At 67.1% G+C, this 18,651-nt stretch carries 7 protein-coding genes; 1 reads left to right on the forward strand and 6 read right to left on the reverse strand.

The genetic code is table 11. The features are described from left to right. Window positions 1-187: 187 nt before the first annotated feature. Window positions 188-1,396 carry a YbfB/YjiJ family MFS transporter gene (locus ACLRDN_RS24410; protein WP_413458379.1) on the forward strand — a complete coding sequence of 403 codons (1,209 nt, stop codon included), beginning with the start codon at window positions 188-190 and terminating at the stop codon, window positions 1,394-1,396. A gap of 94 nt (window positions 1,397-1,490) precedes the next feature. Here ACLRDN_RS24410 and ACLRDN_RS24415 read toward each other — a convergent pair whose 3' ends face one another. The 6 genes from ACLRDN_RS24415 to ACLRDN_RS24440 form a co-directional block, all read right to left on the reverse strand. Beyond that, window positions 1,491-13,952 carry a filamentous haemagglutinin family protein gene (locus ACLRDN_RS24415; protein WP_413458380.1) on the reverse strand — a complete coding sequence of 4,154 codons (12,462 nt, stop codon included), beginning with the start codon at window positions 13,950-13,952 and terminating at the stop codon, window positions 1,491-1,493. Between the two features lie 213 nt (window positions 13,953-14,165). Further along, window positions 14,166-15,185, reverse strand: a complete 1,020-nt coding sequence (locus tag ACLRDN_RS24420; protein ID WP_413458381.1) for a FecR family protein — start codon at window positions 15,183-15,185, stop codon at window positions 14,166-14,168. A 45-nt stretch (window positions 15,186-15,230) separates the two neighbouring features. Continuing rightward, window positions 15,231-15,743 (reverse strand): RNA polymerase sigma factor, encoded by a 513-nt coding sequence (locus ACLRDN_RS24425; protein ID WP_413458382.1) that lies wholly within the window; start codon window positions 15,741-15,743, stop codon window positions 15,231-15,233. 1 nt (window position 15,744) lies between these two features. Next, on the reverse strand, window positions 15,745-16,353 hold the full coding sequence (locus tag ACLRDN_RS24430) for a TonB C-terminal domain-containing protein (protein WP_413458383.1): 609 nt from the start codon (window positions 16,351-16,353) through the stop codon (window positions 15,745-15,747). 431 nt (window positions 16,354-16,784) lie between these two features. After that, window positions 16,785-17,867, reverse strand: a complete 1,083-nt coding sequence (gene hisC / locus ACLRDN_RS24435; RefSeq protein ID WP_413458384.1) for a histidinol-phosphate transaminase — start codon at window positions 17,865-17,867, stop codon at window positions 16,785-16,787. An 84-nt stretch (window positions 17,868-17,951) separates the two neighbouring features. Then, window positions 17,952-18,614 carry a hypothetical protein gene (locus ACLRDN_RS24440; protein WP_413458385.1) on the reverse strand — a complete coding sequence of 221 codons (663 nt, stop codon included), beginning with the start codon at window positions 18,612-18,614 and terminating at the stop codon, window positions 17,952-17,954. Window positions 18,615-18,651 lie beyond the last annotated feature (37 nt).

The raw sequence follows: 18,651 nt of genomic DNA on the forward strand, positions 1-18,651 counted from the left end.
GCCTGCCGTTGTTGCAGCTCCTTGCCGTGGCACCACCACGGCGCGTCGCCGCGCCTAGGCAGTCAACGCTTGGCGACCTCTCGCACTCGCAGATTTAATGTGAACAGGCCCTACCCGGCGCAGCGGCTTGTCCGCTTCGGCTACACTGGCACCACACCACAACAAGACCGCCAGGAGACGCCATTCCATGCCCCCTCACGCCGCGCATGCGCCCTCGCCTTTCATCCTGCGCCATCCCATCCTGACCGCCCTGGCCCTGTCGCTGGGCACGGCCGTGGCGCTGGGCCTGGCCCGTTTCTCCTATGCCCTGCTGCTGGCACCGATGCGCACTGACCTCGGCTGGCCTTACCTCATCGCCGGCGGCATGAATACCGGCAATGCCTTGGGCTATCTGCTGGGTGCGCTGCTGACCCCGCGCCTGATGCGCCGCTATCAGGCGCACCGCGTGCTGATCGCGGGGGCCTTCGCCACCGCCCTGCTGTCCTTCCTGCCGGCGCTGACCACCGATACCCTGCTGCAATTGCTGTTGCGGATAGTAACGGGTGTGACCAGTGCGCTCATCTTCGTCTCGGGTGGATTGCTGGTGAGCCGGCTGGCGGCATTGCATGCGCAGCGCGCCGGCCTGCTGCTGGGCTTGTATTACGGCGGTACCGGCATCGGCATCGTGGCCGCTTCTCTGCTGGTGCCACCGGTGATGGAGGCCGCGGCCGCCCAGGGTGCGCCCCATCCGTGGCAATGGGCGTGGATCCTGCTGGGCGTGCTGGCGCTGGTGGCCAGCCTGGTCATGACGCTGCCCGCACGGCTGATGCCGACCTCGCCGGCGCAGGCGGCAGCAGGCGGGGCGTGGCGGCCGCGCAGTTTGCTGTTCGGGCTGACGGGTTATCTATTTTTCGGGCTGGGCTACATCGGCTACATGACCTTCGTCATCGCCCTGCTTAAAGAGCAAGGCATGGCGGCCTCACGCATTACGCTCTTCTTTGCGCTGCTGGGGGCGGCGACCTTTGCGTCCTCGCGCATCTGGGCGCGCATGCTGGACCGCTTCCGGGGCGGGCAGTCGCTGGCCATCCTCAACGGCCTGCTGTGCCTGGCCACGCTGCTGCCAGCCACGACGGCTGCGCCGGTGGCGGTGTTTGCCTCAGGGCTGCTGTTTGGCGGCTGCTTCCTCTCGGCCGTGGCGTCAACCACCGCCATGGTGCGTCACAACCTGCCGCCCTCAGACTGGCCGGCCGGCATCAGCGCCTTCACCATCATCTTTGCGGTAGGGCAGATCATCGGTCCGTCCATCGTCGGATGGATCGCCGATGGTGCCGGCGGCCTGCAACGCGGCTTGACGTTTTCTGCACTGATGCTGCTGGCGGGGGCGCTGGTGGCGTGGCGCCAGCGGCCGCTGGACTGAGCGCGCCCCGCAGGCCCTGCAGCCATCCAGCCAGAGCTGCAACCGCATCGGCTGCTGCAGCTCAAGGGGCATTGGCTCATCCGGTACAACAGGCTCAGCGATCCTGGCGCAGCAGGCGCTTCTCCTCATCGGTCAGGTGCGAGACCAGCTCCGGCCGGATCTCCTGACCATGTCCGGCTACCTGTACGAAACTGGCGCGGTCATACCCCGGGCGGGCCGACGAGACGGGCGGCCGGCCGTTATTGGCGGCCCCTTCGCCAAACCCCAGCACGCGCACCGTGAAGACCGAAGGCAAGGCCTGGCGTGCAGCATCGCGGGCACGCTGCACGGTATCCTGCGCGGCCATCGCCGCCGAACTGGCAGCAGCGCTGGCATTGCTCAGGCTACCGACGTTGACGCTGGCCACGGCCGGCAAGCCGCTGGCTTCCCCCTTGACCTGGATGTTGGCCGCATTGACCACCTGCTGGGCGAAGATATTGACGTTGCCGGAGACGCGGATGCCTGCCTCGCCGGCGTCGATCGTTCCCAGCGGCGCGATCAGGTCGACATCGCCCGCCTTGGCCTGGGGGATCGGACTGAGCGTGGCGATGCCCGCCCCGGCGCTGGGTACCTGCGGCGATAAGGAGACATTGCCCCACTGGTCGTAGACGCGTTTGGGCGGGGAATACACCTGCGTGGTCTTGGAGCCGCGGCCGGCGTTGATGTCACCCTGCTCCGACCAGGCGAAGATATCGCCACCGAAGGTGGTCATGATGCGCGAGAGACCCAGCAACAGGCTCTGCTGGCTGAAGAGCTGGATATCCCCGCTGCCCTGCGTGATCAGGCCGGCGCTGGCCGCTGGCACCGGGCCCTGGACGCCGACGACGATCTGTCCGCCCGGCGCCATCATCTGGATGTTGCCTCCGAAGTCGGTATGGATGCCGGAGTCGCCGAACAGGGTGATATCGCCCTTGCGGCCAATCGCGCTGCCGTCGGCTGCCTGAGCCGGGAACAGCGCGGCAATCATGTTGCGGCTGCGCTGGAAGGAGCCGAAGCGGCGGCTGTCCGGGTTGTTGAATTCGCGCCCGCCTTCGCGCAGCTCGTTGTAATACACCCCACGCAGGAAGACGCGCTGCTGTTCGGGTGCCAGCGCCTGGAAGTAGCCAAGGGCCTGCTCGACCGTACCGCTGAAACCGTAGCGCTGTGCCAGCCATGTCGCCAGTTCGGCCTGATAGGTCTTGACCACCTTGCCCGGTTGGCTGGCCAGTGAAAGGCCGGGATCGGCCTGGTTGGACGGTGTCAGGTAACGCTGTGCGACGGCCGCAAAATCTACGCCGGTGGCCATGCCGGCCATGACGGCCAGATCCGCACCAGGGCGGGTGTCACCTCTGATCACCGCACCGATGCTGGTCAGGCTGGCCTTGTCCTCCTGCCGCACATCGCGGCCGGCGGACACCTCCAGGGTACCGGGTCCGGCCACCTTCACATCGGCAAAGAGGATGTCGCGTCCGGCCTGGACCAGGGAAACGTCGTCCAGGTTGTTGTGCAGGAACAGGCCCTTGGCGTTGACGATGTCGCGCCCGGCCTGCACGCGTGCCGGCAAGGCCGCCCGATACCAGGCCGTCACGGCGCGCTCGGTATAAGCCGAAAACTGCTGCAGCGTACCGCTGTTCAAACCAATGACGTCACCGCCGACGGCATAGAACAAGGCGCTGGAGCGATCACCGGCATGCAGCGACGAAGCCAGCGGCGTATCCGGGCCGAAGGCAAACAGCGGGAAGGCGTTCAGTGTACCCAGCGTCACCTTGTCGCCGAAGCTGGCGCCGGCCGAGCCTTCGCTGCCCAGGTTGGACGAGCCCGGGACGAGTGCGCCGTTCCAACCGATATTGAAACCGGCGAACGCCGGTTGCATCGGCCCCGGCAGGGCCGTGTCGGCATTGGACATGCCCACGCCATAGTTGCCGCCATAGAGGGAATCGGCGGCCAGCATCTCCAGCGCGCCCTTGGCGGAGGGTGCCAGCAGCAACGATGCCTCCGATGCCGCCGACGCAGATCCCGGCGCCGCCGAAACCCCGTAGTAGATACTGCCGCTGGCCGCCGTCGCGCGCAGGATGGAGGGGTAGATGGTGACGATGTCGCCCGGGTTGCGGTTGCCCCCGGTCGAGCTGCGGTTGACCGGCTGCGTGCCAGGGGTGAGATTGCCGCCGGCGGCGAACAGGTTCATTGCCGTATGCCCGGTCCACAGCGAGAACCAGCTCTGGCCGCCGCCGTCGTAGCGTATGCCATTGGCGGTGTAGCTGCTGGTGTTGTCGACGAAGACGCGGCCAGGATCGGCAATATCGCTGACCACCAGGTCGCGCCGCGTATCGACGTAGACCGCCGAGTCCCCCGGCATGAATCCGAGCCCGGCGCCGGACAAGGCAATAGTCGCCTTGTAGGGATCGATGGCGCGCACGTCAGCGACGTCACCGTCCACCCCGCGTACGACCGACTGCAGGGAGCGGTAACGCGGCAGTACGCTGCCCATGGCACCGGCCTCCACCGTGAGCGCGCCGCGCAGATTGGTCAGCACGCCGTTGAGGTCGGGCTGCTGGATGCTGGCGCCGCCAGCGCCGTATTGCAGCACCGTGGTGGCCGGATTGATGGTGCCACCTACGCGCAGACGCAAGTCGCCGCCGCCGGTCTGGATCAGGCTGCCGTCGGCGCCAACGCGACCGGTGCTGGCCACGGCCGCCACCAGCGCCTGGCTGCGCGGAAACTCCTGGGCCGACTCGTCGCCGCGCCGGCCGATGACGCCGGCATCGCCGCCAGCGCTGATGGCCAGGTTGCCGCCACCCAGTGTCCCCAGGCCGGTGAAACCGACCAGATAAGGAGCGTCCGTGGCCGCGCCGGTGAAGGGGGCAACGTAGCTCCCGAAATTGATCCACCACGCAGTTGCCACGGCGTCGGCACCACCCACCGTGCCGCTGCCCTGGCGCCACAGCCAGTTGCCCACGCCGGCACTGGGAAGCTGCAGGCGGTTCTGGGCAAAGGTGTCGCCCCAGACGTCGCCGAGGATGTTGCGGCCGACGTCTACCGTCAGGTTGCCGCCCAGTTCTGGATACCAGGCCTGGTAGCTTGCCAGCGCGCCGTCATAGGCCGTATCGGACAAGCCGATGACGCTGCCGTTCTTGAGACCGCGGGGACGATTGTAGGCATCCACGCCGGAAGCATTGAGCCTGGGCGCCGAGGGCGTACCGGCCGTATAGACACCGAATGGCGACATCATGCGCAGGTCCTGCGCGGCGCTGAGCGCCAGGTCACCGCCGCCGGTGCGCAGCACGCTGAACATGGGCGACAACAGCTTGGTGGTGGTCACGTCCTTGACCGGGTTGATGACGGTCGCGCAGTAGCCGGGGTCCCAGTTGCAGAAGTCGATGCCCAGGTAGATGTCATCCACCTTCTGACCCGTCAGGGAAGTATCGCCATTGACGGCCAGCGAGCCATCGGCGGTGAAGGTGTAGCTCAGGCGCTTGGGATCGACAGTGCACCAGCCGGTGCCGTCGCAGGCCCAGGTGGCTTCATCGATCGATACCGGATCGCCTGGCGTATAGCCTAACGGATTGCCGTCGGCCCACACCTGCCCGCTGCCGCCGGGGACAGTGACGATACGACTCATCGAATGGGTATCGGCCAGCACAATGGAGCCGGTGGCCCCGGGGACAGTGGCGCGCCGGTCCGCCGAGCCGAGGTCGGCACCGGCAGTGAGCAGCATGCTCCAGCTGGTGGTTCCACGCGGCAGCATGGGCGCGACCGCCCAGTTGGCGCCCTGGGCGCCGGTGGCATCCGGGCGCAAGTTGACCGGATTGTCACCGGCCAGCTGCACTCTGGCCATGGACGGGATGAGCGAACCACGCGCCAGGGTGAGGTTGCTGTCGGTGATCATGTCCACCGGCAGCAGCACGCCCTTGGGCCACACCATGGCGGCGACATCAACTGCCGAGCGCAGGGTATTGCCGGCACCCAGGATCATCCCGGCATGCAGGCTGACGCTGGCCGACAGTACGGTACCGGCGGCCAGCGCCACGCTGCCGTCGGCGTTGTAGATGGTAGCCGCCACCACGGTCCCGGCCGGCATCGCGTAGTCACCACCCAGCGTGGCTGCCGTCGGCAGCACGGTCCCGGCCGGTAACGTCATCGCCTGCACCGGGACGTTGTAGTTGAGCGTGACGCCCTTGGGAAAGAAGGTACCGGTTTCCAGCACCACGCCATCGATCGGCACCACGATATCGGCCGCGAACGCCCCCGCACCGTTGACCGCCGACGACGCCTCGGTCAGATACCAGCCCTTGTCGTCGGGCGTGGCCGCGGGCGGGGCAAAACCGTCGGTCATGCTGCCGTAGATGCTGAGCTCGCCGGCCGCGCGCAGCACCAGTACGCCGGGCTCGCCAAAGCCACGACGCGCCGGATCGAGGCGATCGGCCTGCGCGCCGTAGCGATAGCCGGACAGGTCGATATCCCCCACCACGCTCAGGTTGCCAGCCGGATTGGTGACGGCATTGCTGACGATCTCCACGCCCGGCCGCAGGTGATAGCTGCCCAGCGCGACCAGGCGCGATGCCAGGCTTGTATTGGCCAGCGCGGCATCGATGAAAGCCTGGCTGTGGACGTCGATCTGGTCCAAATAGGCCTGGGTGATCAGCTGTGGCGTGCTGCCCGAGGCGTCCGGCGCGCTGGCCAGCGGCGCGTCGTCATAGCGACGCAAGCCATTGACGGCGATGCTGCGTGCACCGCTGATGACCGGCGTGGCCAGCACGGTCACGGCCACGTCATTGGCGCCGGCACCACTGCCGCCGGCACCACCGGTGCGGGGTGCGTTGAGGGTCAGGGTGCCGCGTGCCACGCCGTCATTGCCGGAGGCTGCCGTGCCGCTGCGCAGGTCAATGCGGGCGGTCGGCGCCAGGGTCAGCATGCCGTCGATGGTGGTCAGCTCCACCACGGCGCGATTGGCGCTGTCGATGATGCCACCGTAGGAGTCCACCCGCAGGCCGTCTCCATGGGCGTCCAGCGTACCGTTGATGTCGAGCCTGTCGCGCGCTGCCAGGCGGATGCTGCCGACCTGCACGCCGCTGGCGTCGATGATGCCGTTGACCGCAAGACTGCCGCCGTCGACGGCGATCTCGACCAGGCGGGCCTTGATCTCATTGCCGACCACCAGGTCGCCCTGCTTGGTCTGGAAGCGTCGCGCACCGAATACCTCGCCCCCATTGAGACGCATATTGAGCCCGGCCAGATCGGCAATGGTCTGGCCGCGCACGGTGACCTCGCCACCATCGAAGGGGACCATGCTGCCACCGGCGTCATAGCTGCCAGTGGCGCGGCCCAGGATGCTGCCGGCCAGGTCGATCGCCCCGGCACCGCTTCCCAGTGCCACCGCCTGCAGGCGGCCGGCCCGGTTGTTGACGGCCGACAGATCGACCACCGATCCGACCGCCTGCACGATATTGCCGGCGCTGCTGTCGAGGATCAGGTCGCCACCGCGACTGTAACGCGTTTGTTCGAAGAAGCCGACGGCGCGACCGGAGAGGTCGATCATGGCGTGGCCGCCCAGGCTGATGTCTTGCCCGGCGTGCAGATCCAGCTTGCCGCTGGCCAGCGCCACCCGGGTGTCCAGGCTGATGTTGCGGGCGCTGAACTGCAGTTCGGCGCCCAGTGCGTCGCCGCTGGTGGCAGCGCCTGTCGATGCGGGCGCAGCCGTCGGCCCGGTCACCGCGATATCGCCGCCGGCGGCAATGCGCATGATCGATGCGGCCGTGCCGGTAAGCAGCGGCGTGGCGATCCCCAGGTTGCCATCGCTGTACAGGTAACCGCTGCCTGCCACATAGGCTCCCTGGCGGTGATAGACCGAAAGGCTGCCCAGGCCGTTGCTGCTGATCTGTTGCGAAGCGTTCAGCTCCACCTTGCCAAAGCCCAGCGCCAGCCTGTCTGACGATACCCCGGATACCGGCTGCGTATTGGATGCCAGGCCCAGGATGATACGTTCAGCGCTCAACGCCAGGGTGCTGTCGCCCAGCAGGCCGGCGATGGCCGGGCCGGGCGCAGAGGGCAGGTAGGCTGCCGAATTGCCGACGGCAGAACGTGTCGCGGTCGACCCGGTCCAGACGATTTCATCGGCCTTGATCGAGGCCGTCTCGCCGGCAGTACCATAGCCGTAGATGGCCGGTGTACCGATCACCAGGCGTTGCAGCGCTGACTTGCCGGTGCTGGCGCTGCGGGCGTCGAACTGCACTTCGCCGTACATGTTGATCGATTCGCGTACATTGAAGGCCAGCGTCTCCACTGCCGGCACACCGTCGCCGGTATTGCCCGCCAGCAGCTGCCTGAGGGTGTCCTGGTTCATCGACAGTCCGGCCGGCAGTTGCTGGTTGCCGGCTGCCTGCGCCAACGTCGCAGCGTTGCCCATGTTCAGCGACGACACCGCGATCATCAGGTTCCTGGTGCCATAGCGCACATCGTCGGCCATGATGAAGGACCCGTTGGTGGCCACGGCCAGCGTGCCCTCGCTGACCAGCAGCGAGCTGCCGCTGCAGACCAGGGTGCAATGGCCGACGTCGATGGCACCGCCGTCGCTGGAGCCCAGCAGGTTGATCCAGCCATTGGACAGCCCCAGCACGGAGCCATTTCCGGCCGAGAAGGTGACGCCATCGGTGGAGTCGTAGGCTGCCGCTCCCCGGCCGAGGGTGAGGATGGAGGCCCCCTGCTCGACCACCGTCCCGACACCGTAGCTGGTGGCCCTGCTCAGCAGGAACACCTCCGGCGCGCGCAGGGATGCGCCACTGCGCAGGATCACGCTGGACGCCCTGGCATCGAAGGTGGCGAGGTTGTCGGCGTGATTGAGCTTGAGCGAACCGCCCAGGATCATGCGCGAGGCACCGAAGGCATTGAGGTCATCGGCGCGCAGAGAAGCGTAGGCAAAGCCGGGGGTAGGTGCAGAGGCGGCACCCAGCACTTCTATGCCCTCCGAGACCACCTCCAGGGTACCGCCGAAGGCGCTGCGGTCGGCCCGCTGGAATCGTGCCTGGCCTTCGAAGCTGAGCATGGACTGGCCGCCAGTGGGACGCACATTGGCGAAATCGAGTACCAGGCGGTGCGCATCGGCAGCCAGCTCGCCGCGCATGCCGCCCTGGCGCACGGCGTCGGCGATGACGAAGGCGTCGTAGCCGGTTTCGTTATAGGTGGAATGCTTGCGCAACTGCGCCCCCGGTGTGACCACCACGCGGCTGGGCAGGGAAGCCAGGATGCCCGTCCTGGCCACCCCCAGCCAGGCCGAACCGGCATATGAGCCGTTGCCGGTCACTGCCACGCCGCCGGGGGCTCCCGCGGCGCCGATCTCGATGCGATAGGCGCCCGGCAGCATGGCGAAGGTCGACGGCAGCAGCGTATAAGTGCCCGCCTTGAGCGCCCCCATGTCCTGCTTCAACGTGATCTGTTGGCCCACCATCGGATTGCCGGCGCCGGCATCCGGCGCCACCGGGGCGTAGTCAGGCGACGCATCTGGCAGGATGGCATACACCGCACTGCCGGCCTGGCTGAAATTGAAGGTCGGGTTGGCGTTCACCAGGGGCGTACGCAGGATATCGACCGAGCCGCCGCGACCGCTGATGAAGCCCGCGCCGGTCAGCGTGCCGCCGCCGGAGAGGTCCAGCAGCGAGCCCTCCCGACCGGCCAGCCGGTCGCCGCTGAAGGTGATGTTGCTCGCGCCGATGGCTTTCTGCGACACCGTGGCGCCGTTGTAGCCATAGGTCAGGCCATCGATGGTGCCGCCATACGGCAACACCAGGCCGGCCGCACTGATGGAAGTGATACTGCCAGCCAGCAGCTCGACCAGGCTGGAATGGCGGTAATAGGCGCCGGCCGCATCGGCCCCCAGCAACAGCTGTCCTAGCGGTGCGCGCACGATGCCGCCTTGCCGCACGATGTCACCGCTCAACGCCAAGCGGCCGAAGACCGAGAAGGGCGCCGCCGGATCGAGGTCGGCATAACGATGCAGTTCGAGCGTGCGCCCGCTGCCATAGCCGGCCACGATCTGGGCATCGGCGCCGGTGGCGGGGTAGATCTGCGCGGCGGTGATGCTCAGGTCACCGCTGCTGGCCAGCTCGGTGGTGGTGGTACCGGCCAGGCCGCGTCCGCTCATGCCGCCCAGCAGCCGCAGGTCGCCACGACTGACGATGTCGACCTGGTCGAAGCCGCGCCGGTCGATACTGATGCTGGAATTGTCCGACTGCTGGATGGTGCCGCTGGCGCCGCCGAAACCGGTGCGGTCACGTATCTCCACCAGGTCGGCCACGGCGCTGAGCTGTGCGGCACTGGCCTGGGTCGATGCGCCGCTACGCCAATTCACGCTGAACATGCGCTGGCCATCGCCGGCCGCACCGGTCGTCCCGGCCAGGCGCAGATAGGATGAGGCGAGCTTGACCGTGCTGTCGGCGGCGGTACCCTGGCCCAGGCCATAGGCACCGGCATATAGGCGCATGCTCTGGCGCGTGGCCAGGCTGACGTTACCCTCGAAACTGAGCAGGCCATTGACCAGCAGCGACAGGTTGTCGAAACCGCCGGCACTGACCTGATCGGCTGCCAGCCGACCGGCTCCATACGCGAGGGCGGGATCGGTTTGGCCCGGCGCCAGGTCGCTCATGAGGCTGCTGCGCAGCTGCTGCGAGATCACCAGTTCGCGCTGCGCGCGCACCGCATCCTGCGGCAGGGCCGATATCGCGAAAATCGGCGTCTCCAGCGCAATGGCCAGCGTTCCACCGGCCGCAGTTGCGCCACCGGCCCGGGCCCGCATGACGCCATCCAGATACAGGCTGTGCGAGGACTTGAGGATGATGCTGCCGCCCTTGGAGGCCACCTCCACGGGCCCGCCCTGATAGTCCAGCGTGGCCCGGCTGCCCGATGCGTCCAGCAGCGCGCCCGGGCGAACGATCACCGCCACGTCCGGAGCCGCTGCCACGCCACTGGCTTCCCAATCGAGACTGCCGCCGATGGCGATGGTGCCGCCATCAGCCACCACGCCGAAGCGGCGGCCGTTGGCACCGCTCATGGAGAGGGCGCGCGCGGCCACATCGAGCACGGCGCTGTCACCGATCCAGATACTGCGCTGGTGCGCCTGTTGTGATGCATTGCCGCCTGAGCTGATTCCAGGCGCCTCGATGCCCAGCGCAATGGTGCCACCCCATGCATTGAGGCGGCCCTCCACCACGATATTGCTCAGTGCGCCGCCCATGAGGCTGATGGAGCGGCCCGGGTCAACCGCCACCACCGCACCATGCCCAATGCGGATATCGCCGCCCTGTTCCGGACGCCGCTGCGCGCGCAGCATGAGATCGGCACCCTGACGCTGGATCACGTTCTGCCGCACCAGGTCCGCCTGGGCCTGGGCGGGCAGTCCCAGCGCCAGCGTCAGTCCATTGCTGCCCGCAGCCATTTCGTAGACCGGGACGTTGACATCGACCTGGGCTCCCTCGGCCACGCGCAAGCCAGCATGTCCATTGAGGTCATAGGCGGAAAAACCGCTCTGCAGACGCGCGGCATCCATCTGCAGGGCCCCGGCCACGGCATCACCGCCGATGACCAGTTGCGTACCTGTCTCGATCTTGAGCTTGCCGCCGCCCTTGACGCCATAGCCGGCAATCTCGCCGGCCAGCGTGAGCACGCCGTTGCCGTTGGTCGTGGTGGCACTGGAGTCGGCAACCAGCGTCACGTTGCCACCGCGTCCTCCCACCGCCAGGGCTTGCGCCGACAGCGTCGCCCCCGAGGACACATCGATCCGGCTGCCGGCCTCGACACGCACGTCGTGCGTGGATTCCAGCGTGACGTTGCCGCCATCGAGATAGGCCTGGGCATTGTTGCCGGTGCTCTGTCCGGGCTGGATACCGCGCAGGTCCAGCGTGGCGCCCTGGCGCAGGACGATATTGGACACTCCGCCCTGCGTGAGCGCGCTGCTGACCGCACCGCTCACCGGTGGCTGGAAGATATTGCTCGCCCGCATGCTGCCGCTGCGCGCCACCACACTGGCGGCCAGATCGATGTTGGCCGCAATCAGCGCCAGTTGGCCACCGTCGGCCAGCCTGATGTCGCGCTCCACGGAGATGGTGCCACGGGTGCCCAGATCGAGCATGCCCAGGCCTTGCGCATTGAGCATGGCCGCGTCCAGCCACACCGTTCCCAGGCGCGGGGCATCGAGCGCATCGTCCATCTGCAGGCCGGCACCGACCTGGGCGACATCGCCAATACGCACATCGCTGTTGAAGAGATCGATACGGCCCAGGGCACCATAGCGCCCCAGCACCAGTGCCCCGGCGCGGGCAGCGGCGCCCTGCAGCTGGCGGTAGCTGTCGCTCACACTGGCACGCGGGCGGGTCTGGCTGGGACCGTTATAGACGCCGGCATCGACCTGGCCTTCCAGCACGGCGGTGGGAGCACTGATGACCAGCGCACCGGCATCGCGACCGACCGTATAGCCGTCGCGCAGCACCCGCTGCGGCGCGATCAGGGGATTGTAGAAATATTCGGTGGTAGTGCTGCCCCAACGGGCGTGCTCAACCTCGAAACCGCGATAGATGCCCCCGTAGCCGATGTCGGCGGAGGCGTGATTGATATCGTAGAGCCGCCCGTCCAGCCCCTTGATCCAGGTGGTGTTCATGTAGCCGGTACGCACATCCAGGCTGCCGCCGGACAGATTGATGCGGGACCCGGACTGCGTGATGACCTCCGCGCCACCCAGCGTGACACTGCCGCCCTGGGCCGCCCACTCGCCAATGCGGTGGCCCTGGTTGGCCAGGTAGCCGCCCACTTCCAGCAATCCGCCGCCGCTGTACCAGCGCTCCGACGCATAGCCGCCCGTGCCGGCAGGCACATAGATGAGCTGGCGGGCATCGATCCATACATCGCTGTTGGCCAGCTTGCCGGCATCACGCACCAGCGGTGCATCGCGCAGCTCATTGCCTTGCACGTTGACCTTGATGCTGTTGCTTTCCATTGCCAGCTGCACACCCACCGCACCGGACACGTCCAGCGTCGCACCGCTGCCCACGAAGCTGCGGCGCGTCGCGCTCACGGCGATCTGGCCGCCCGTGGCCAGGGTGGTGGAGCCATCCTTGAACTCGACATCGCCACCACTGACGATCTCGATACGCGACTGGTCGCGGCGGTCGGAGAGTCTGCCGAGGTTGTCGAAATGGCCTGCCGTCGCATTGGCACGCAACAGGTCCTGCGCAGCCGATGCCGCCACCAGGCTGTCGCGCTGGCTGTTGAGGGCGGTCGTGACACCGTCGTCGTCAATCAGCACGGCCGTATTCGAACCGGTCCCCAGGGTGACCTTGCCCTGCACATCGCTGGCCGCATTGAGCAGGTGGACAGTACCGCGCGCATTGACCGTGGAGGTTGCCAGCGCCACGCCATTCTGCTGCACATCGCGCCCCGCCAAGGTCACATCGCCTTCGGCGGCCACGATCAGGCCGCTGTTGACCACCTTGCCGGCAGCGCTGCCGCTGGCCATTCCCGGGGCAATTTCATTGCCTCGCGTGGTCGAATAGGTATTGGCAGCCGAGCCCACCCCGTGCCGGATGATGAAGCTGTCCCCCGCTGCAAGCTGGGTCTGCCCGCGCGCCGTCGAAATGGATCCGGCATTGTCGACTTCACTGCCCAGCAGCAGCACGTAGCCGCCCCCCTGGGTCGCCGAGTCCGGTACGGCGGTGGAGATGCGCGCGCCCGGCGCGATCACCAGCTTGCCATTGGCATCGGTGAAGCTGGGACTATTGGCGTCAGGTCCGTAAATGCCGTTGTTGCGGAACTGGTTATCGCTGATGGCAGCTGCCGCCACCACCAGGTTGCGCGTATCGACCTGACTGCTGCCACTGAAGACAACGCCATTGCGGTTGACGATCATCACCGTGCCGTCACCCCTGACCTGCCCCTGGATCTGGCTCGGCCGTGCCAAGGGATCATTGACCCGGTTCAGCACCGCCCAGTTCGCTGCCTGGGCAAAATGGACGATGGTGTTCTGGCCGACGTTGAAGGTTTCCCAGTTCAGGATCGCCTTGTCGGCGTTCTGCAGGATGGTCACCAAAGTCTTGCCGCCGGAGGCGCTTTGGCTTGGCGCGCTGGCATTGATCCAGCCCCGCGTGAGACTGTTGGTATCGACCTTGAGGCCGCCCTCGGTGAGTCCGTCAGGCACGCTGCCACCGGCGGCCAGGGCGGCTTGCCGGGCGGCCGCTTGCGCCGCCTGGCTGGCAGCGATGCCGCGCGCCAGTGCATTGAGATTGGAGAACGAAGCCTGCAGCTGCGCATTGGCCTGCTGTTGCTGCTGGCCGGGATTGAGCAGCGCGGCCGCAGGTGTGCCATTGGGCAGGTAGCCGGTGGCAGCAGCGCTGCTCTGCGCCACTCCCTTGCCCGCGAACCAGGCCGGGCTGAATGCCGTCTGCGCATGCGCCACGCCGCTGCCTGCCAGCAGCAGCGCGGCAGCCTGCGCAATCGGGGCCAGACGGAGTGGACGGCGGTGCTTGAGGGAGGAGGAGGCAGCGCAAACGCGGTTGTTCATGAGAAGTCCTGTCGATCAACAATCGATCATGTACAACCGCCGCCGCAGGGCCGCCGGTCGCATCTGAGGGAGAAAAAGGGTTGCCGCTGTTGCGCCGCAACCTGTCTCTACTAGGACGTCATGCCACCGCAAAAACCCCCAACTTTTTTGTGCGCCGGGGTGGGATCGGGCGCGTCGGGAACCAGGAGCACAGGGGCCCTGAATCTTGCCCTCTCAGCTCAATACGACGACGCCACCGGGAAGGCGGCGCGCCTGCAGCCCGAAGGAGTACTGCAGCTGCACGAGTGCACTGTCGAGCTCGGCGATGGCGAAGCGGCCATTGACTGCGCTGTCTGCGCGTGCGCCCGCCGCCAGCACCACCCGTCCCGGGCGATAGCGATTGATTTCGTCGATCACCCGGGCCAAGGGCGCCTGCCGGAAGACCAGCTCGCCGCGCCGCCACGCCGATGCCGCCTCGGCATCGACGGCGACCGCCGGGCCGATGGCATGCCTGTCATAGACCAATTGCTGATGTGCAGCCAGCGTCGAGCGGCCGGCGGGATGTAGCACCTGCACCGCGCCGCGCAGGCAGGTGACGCATACGCGATCGTCCAGGTTGCGCACCTCGAACTGGCCACCCTGCGCAGTGCTGCGCCCGTTGCCTGCGAGCACGCTGAACGGTGCTGCCCCGGGTGCCAGGTCGATTGCCGCCTCGCCGCCGATCAATTCGAGCCCGCCGCCGGCGACGTCGTCCACATCGCGGCGGATGCTGGTCTGGGTATTCAAGGTGACGCTGACGCCATCCCCCATGGCGAGCTGGCGCCGTTCCCCCTTGGCGGTGCGCGCATCGGCCTGCCACTCCTCAAAAGAGGGCCAAAGATGCAGGGGGGGATGGACGATCGCCGTGACGGCGGCCGCTGCCACGGCGCCACCGGCTACCCGCAGGAACATCCGTCGCCCCGCCGGCAGAGCACGCATGCTGCGCTCGTGACGGGCCGCAATGGCCGGATCCTTTTGCAGCAGAAGGCCAATGGCCGGGCCCAGCGCCTGCCACTGCCGCCGGGCTTCTTCAAAGGCCAAGGCGTGGGCCGCGCTGGTCTGCTTCCAGCGGGTAAAGGCCTGGGCATCCCATTCGGTCGCCTCGCCCGAGGTCAGACGCCGCAACCAGACGCGCGCTTCTTCCTTGAGCACGTCGGCGGAGGGTGGCTGGTGATCGGATGGCTTGTTCACGATGGCGGTGCGGGTCAGGGACAATCGGAGCTCATTATCAAGGACGTTGGCGCGGGAGCAAATCCACACTCATTTTTTGTCCTCCAGGCGCGACATGCAGAAATCATGCGCGCGCTTGAGTTCATGCTCGACGGTGCGCAGCGAGATCCCCAGCCGCTGCGCCACCTCTTTTTGTGGCATGCCTTCCAGGCGCACCATGATCAGGATTTCGCGGCGACGGGCGGGCATGCGCTCCAGCAGCAGCATCAAGGCCTGGACCTCGGAACGCGCCTCGGCGGTCTGCGCCGGCCCTGGCGCGTGATCGGCCAGCTCCAGCAATTCGGCGATCTCGCCGGGCGGCAAGGCACGGCTCTGGCTGCGTCGCTGGTCGACCGCGATGTTGGCAGCCATGCGCAGCAGGAAGGCGTGGGGATTGAGGATCGGGCTGGTATCGGCGTCCAGCCGCTGCAGGCGCAGCCAGGTATCCTGCAGGGCATCACCGGCCAGGTCATCGCTGCCCAGCAAGCGTGTCAGGCGGCGCTTGAGATCCCCATAGCGCGAAACCAGATGCCCCAGCAGGGTCGAGCGGACATCTTCGCTCATCTCAGTACGCCCCCGTCGGACATGAGCGCCCGGCCAGTTGCCCCTGCGGCAGGATCAGCATGGTGAACGGCTGCGCCAGGCCGGCCGGCGGCGATTGTCCGATGTCCAGATGCTCCAGCGCTGCCGGCAGCGCGCGGTCCAGTCGGGTATTGCCGGTGCTGCCCAGCAAGCGCGGGCGGACCAGGCGGCCTTGCGCATCGATACCGAAGCGCAGCAATGCCCGGTAACTGCCCGGCGCAGTCTGGCGGGAGGAACACAGCCTGTCCCAGGCACGGTGCTGCACCAGTGCATCGTACTCGTCGACGGCGGCCGCATCGGGGCCATGCGCGCGGCGGGTGACTGCGGCAGCGTCATCCTCATCGGTTGCTGCCGGCAACAGGACGAAGGATTGGGTCGCACCTTCCTGGATTTCCTTCACGGTCAGTCCGGTGCCTTGCAGCATCAGTTGCAAGGCGGCACTGGCGCCATATCTGCCGGCCACCGGCGAGGAGGTACGGCCAGCCACCAGGGCGCTGGGATAGAGGGTGGGACGACCGGTGAGGATGGTATATCGATCCAGCGCATCGACCATCGGCAAGGCGGGGATATCGAACTCGAACGACTGTTGCATGCTTCCCCCCTTTCCCTGAGCCACGGCGGTCGGGCTTGTCATGGTGCCCGATGCCATCAAGGCAGCCAGCACGAACCGTATCAGGAGAGGGAATGAGAACCCCAGCTTCCTGTTCACAAGCGTCCTTCCAGCGATAGCTGAGCCGTCGGCACCTTGCTGCTGCTGACGGCGCAATCTTTACAAAGACCGCTAATGTAACCAGAGAAAGTTACCGTTCCGTGACCAACGCTGCAGGCATTGCAGCTGAAGTGAGTCTGGAGAACGGATGTTGTCAGCAGGTGGGAAGGGGGCTCACCGGCTGAGAAGACGGCGGCCAGCAACCGGGGGCGTGGAAGAAAGAGGGGGATGCAACGCAGAGGCGCGCAGGCTGAGCTTTTCTGCACAGCGGGCCGCATGCGCTGCGCGCACGCCGCCCTTTGCCTGCCTGGAGCTTACTGTTGATTCAGGTGGCGCCCCAGTGCCTCCACCAGCGCGGTGCAATCCTCATCGGTGCCGATGGTGATCCGCAGGAACTGCTTGATGCGCTCGCTCTTGAAGTGGCGCACGATGATGCCGTCGCTGCGCAAGGCAGCGGCCAGCTCGGCGGCATCGCGCTGCGGATGGCGGGCAAAGACGAAGTTGGCCGCCGAAGGCAGCACCTCGAAGCCCAGTGCGTCCAGCTGCGCCACCAGTGCGGTGCGGCTGGCGATGACCATGTCGCAGGTCTTGCGGAAATAGTCCTCGTCCTCGATGGCGGCGGTGGCACCGGCAATGGCGGGGCGGTCCAGCGGGTAGGAGTTGAAGCTGTTCTTGACGCGTTCCAGCGCATCGATCAGGTCAGCATGGCCGACTGCGAAACCGACCCGCATGCCGGCCAGTGCGCGCGACTTGGAGAAGGTCTGCACCACCAGCAAATTGGGATAGCGCTGCACCAGCGGGATGGAGCTCTCGCCGCCGAAATCGATATAAGCCTCATCGACCACCACCACGCGCTCCGGGTTGCCCTGCAGGATGCGCTCCACTTCGTCCAGTCCCAGCAGGCAGCCGGTCGGCGCATTGGGATTGGGGAAGATGATGCCGCCGATGGCATCGCCATGGCCGAGGTAATCCTCGGTGCGCAGGGTGAAATCCTCGGCCAGCGGCACGGCGCGATAGTCGACCTGGTACAGGCCGGCATAGGTCGGATAGAAGCTGTAGGTGATATCCGGAAACAGGATGGGCTTGCCATGTTGCAGCAGGGCCTGGAAGGCGTGCGCCAGCACTTCGTCGGAGCCGTTGCCCACGAACACCTCGCGCGCGCTGATGCCGTCGGCGGCATGGCGGCGGGCGATGGCCAGCTTCAGGGGTTCGGCGTCGGGATTGGGGTACAGGCGCAGGTTGTCGCTGACCTCGCGGGCGATGGCCTGCAGGGCCAGCGGCGACGGGCCATACGGGCTCTCGTTGGTATTGAGCTTGACCAGGCGCGCGATCTTGGGTTGTTCGCCGGGGGTGTAGGGCGTCAGGCGGCTGACGATGGGACTCCAGAACTTGCTCATGAGAAATCAGCCCGGACCGGGCCACACAGAATTGAGGGAAAGCGCAGATGGTAGCAAACTTGCCGCCACCCGGCCGCAGACGCCTCAGAAATAAGGGCGGTAGCGCGGCTGGCGGGCCTGGTCATCCTGCAGCACAACGGACGGCCGGGGATGGCTGCTCAGCAGCGACAGGGCGCGGCCGGCAATCTCGGGCGGCAGGCCGATCAGGTCCTGGCAGGCGCGCTGCAGGGCCGACAGCGAGGCAAACCCGGCGGCGGCGGGACTGGCACCGGCATCTTCCATCCGCGCCAGTTGCGCCAGTACCCAGGCCACGCGCTGCTCGCGCACCAGGCTGCGCAATGACTCGCCCTCGGCAAACAGCAAGGCACGCAGCCGGGCCGTGGAGATCTGCCACTCTCCTGCGATGCGCTCGGCGCACCAGTCGGCGCTGGGCTGCGCAAAGATGGCGGCGGCAAGACGGCGGGCGTGGGGCTTGCTGGTGTCGGCGGCGCGTTCCATGTCGGCGCTGGCTTCGGTCTCCAGCGCCAGCGACCAGACTGCGGGGCGCATGCCGTGTGCGCTCACGCGCGGATGCGCGAGGCAAGAGAATCGCACGAAGGGCGGCACCGTGAAGCTTTCGCCCTCCTGCAACTCGACCGCAACGCCCCCGCTCTTCAAGGTGGCCGCCCCCTTCCAGACCCGCACGCGCGCCGGGGCGGCGAAACGCAGTTCACGCAGCAGCAGGTGATGATGGGTGATGATGGCCATGGATGGGTCGATGCAGTCTCGATGCCGGAATACTCGC

The organism is Herbaspirillum huttiense, from assembly GCF_047300815.1.
Lineage (GTDB): Bacteria > Pseudomonadota > Gammaproteobacteria > Burkholderiales > Burkholderiaceae_D > Herbaspirillum > Herbaspirillum huttiense_A.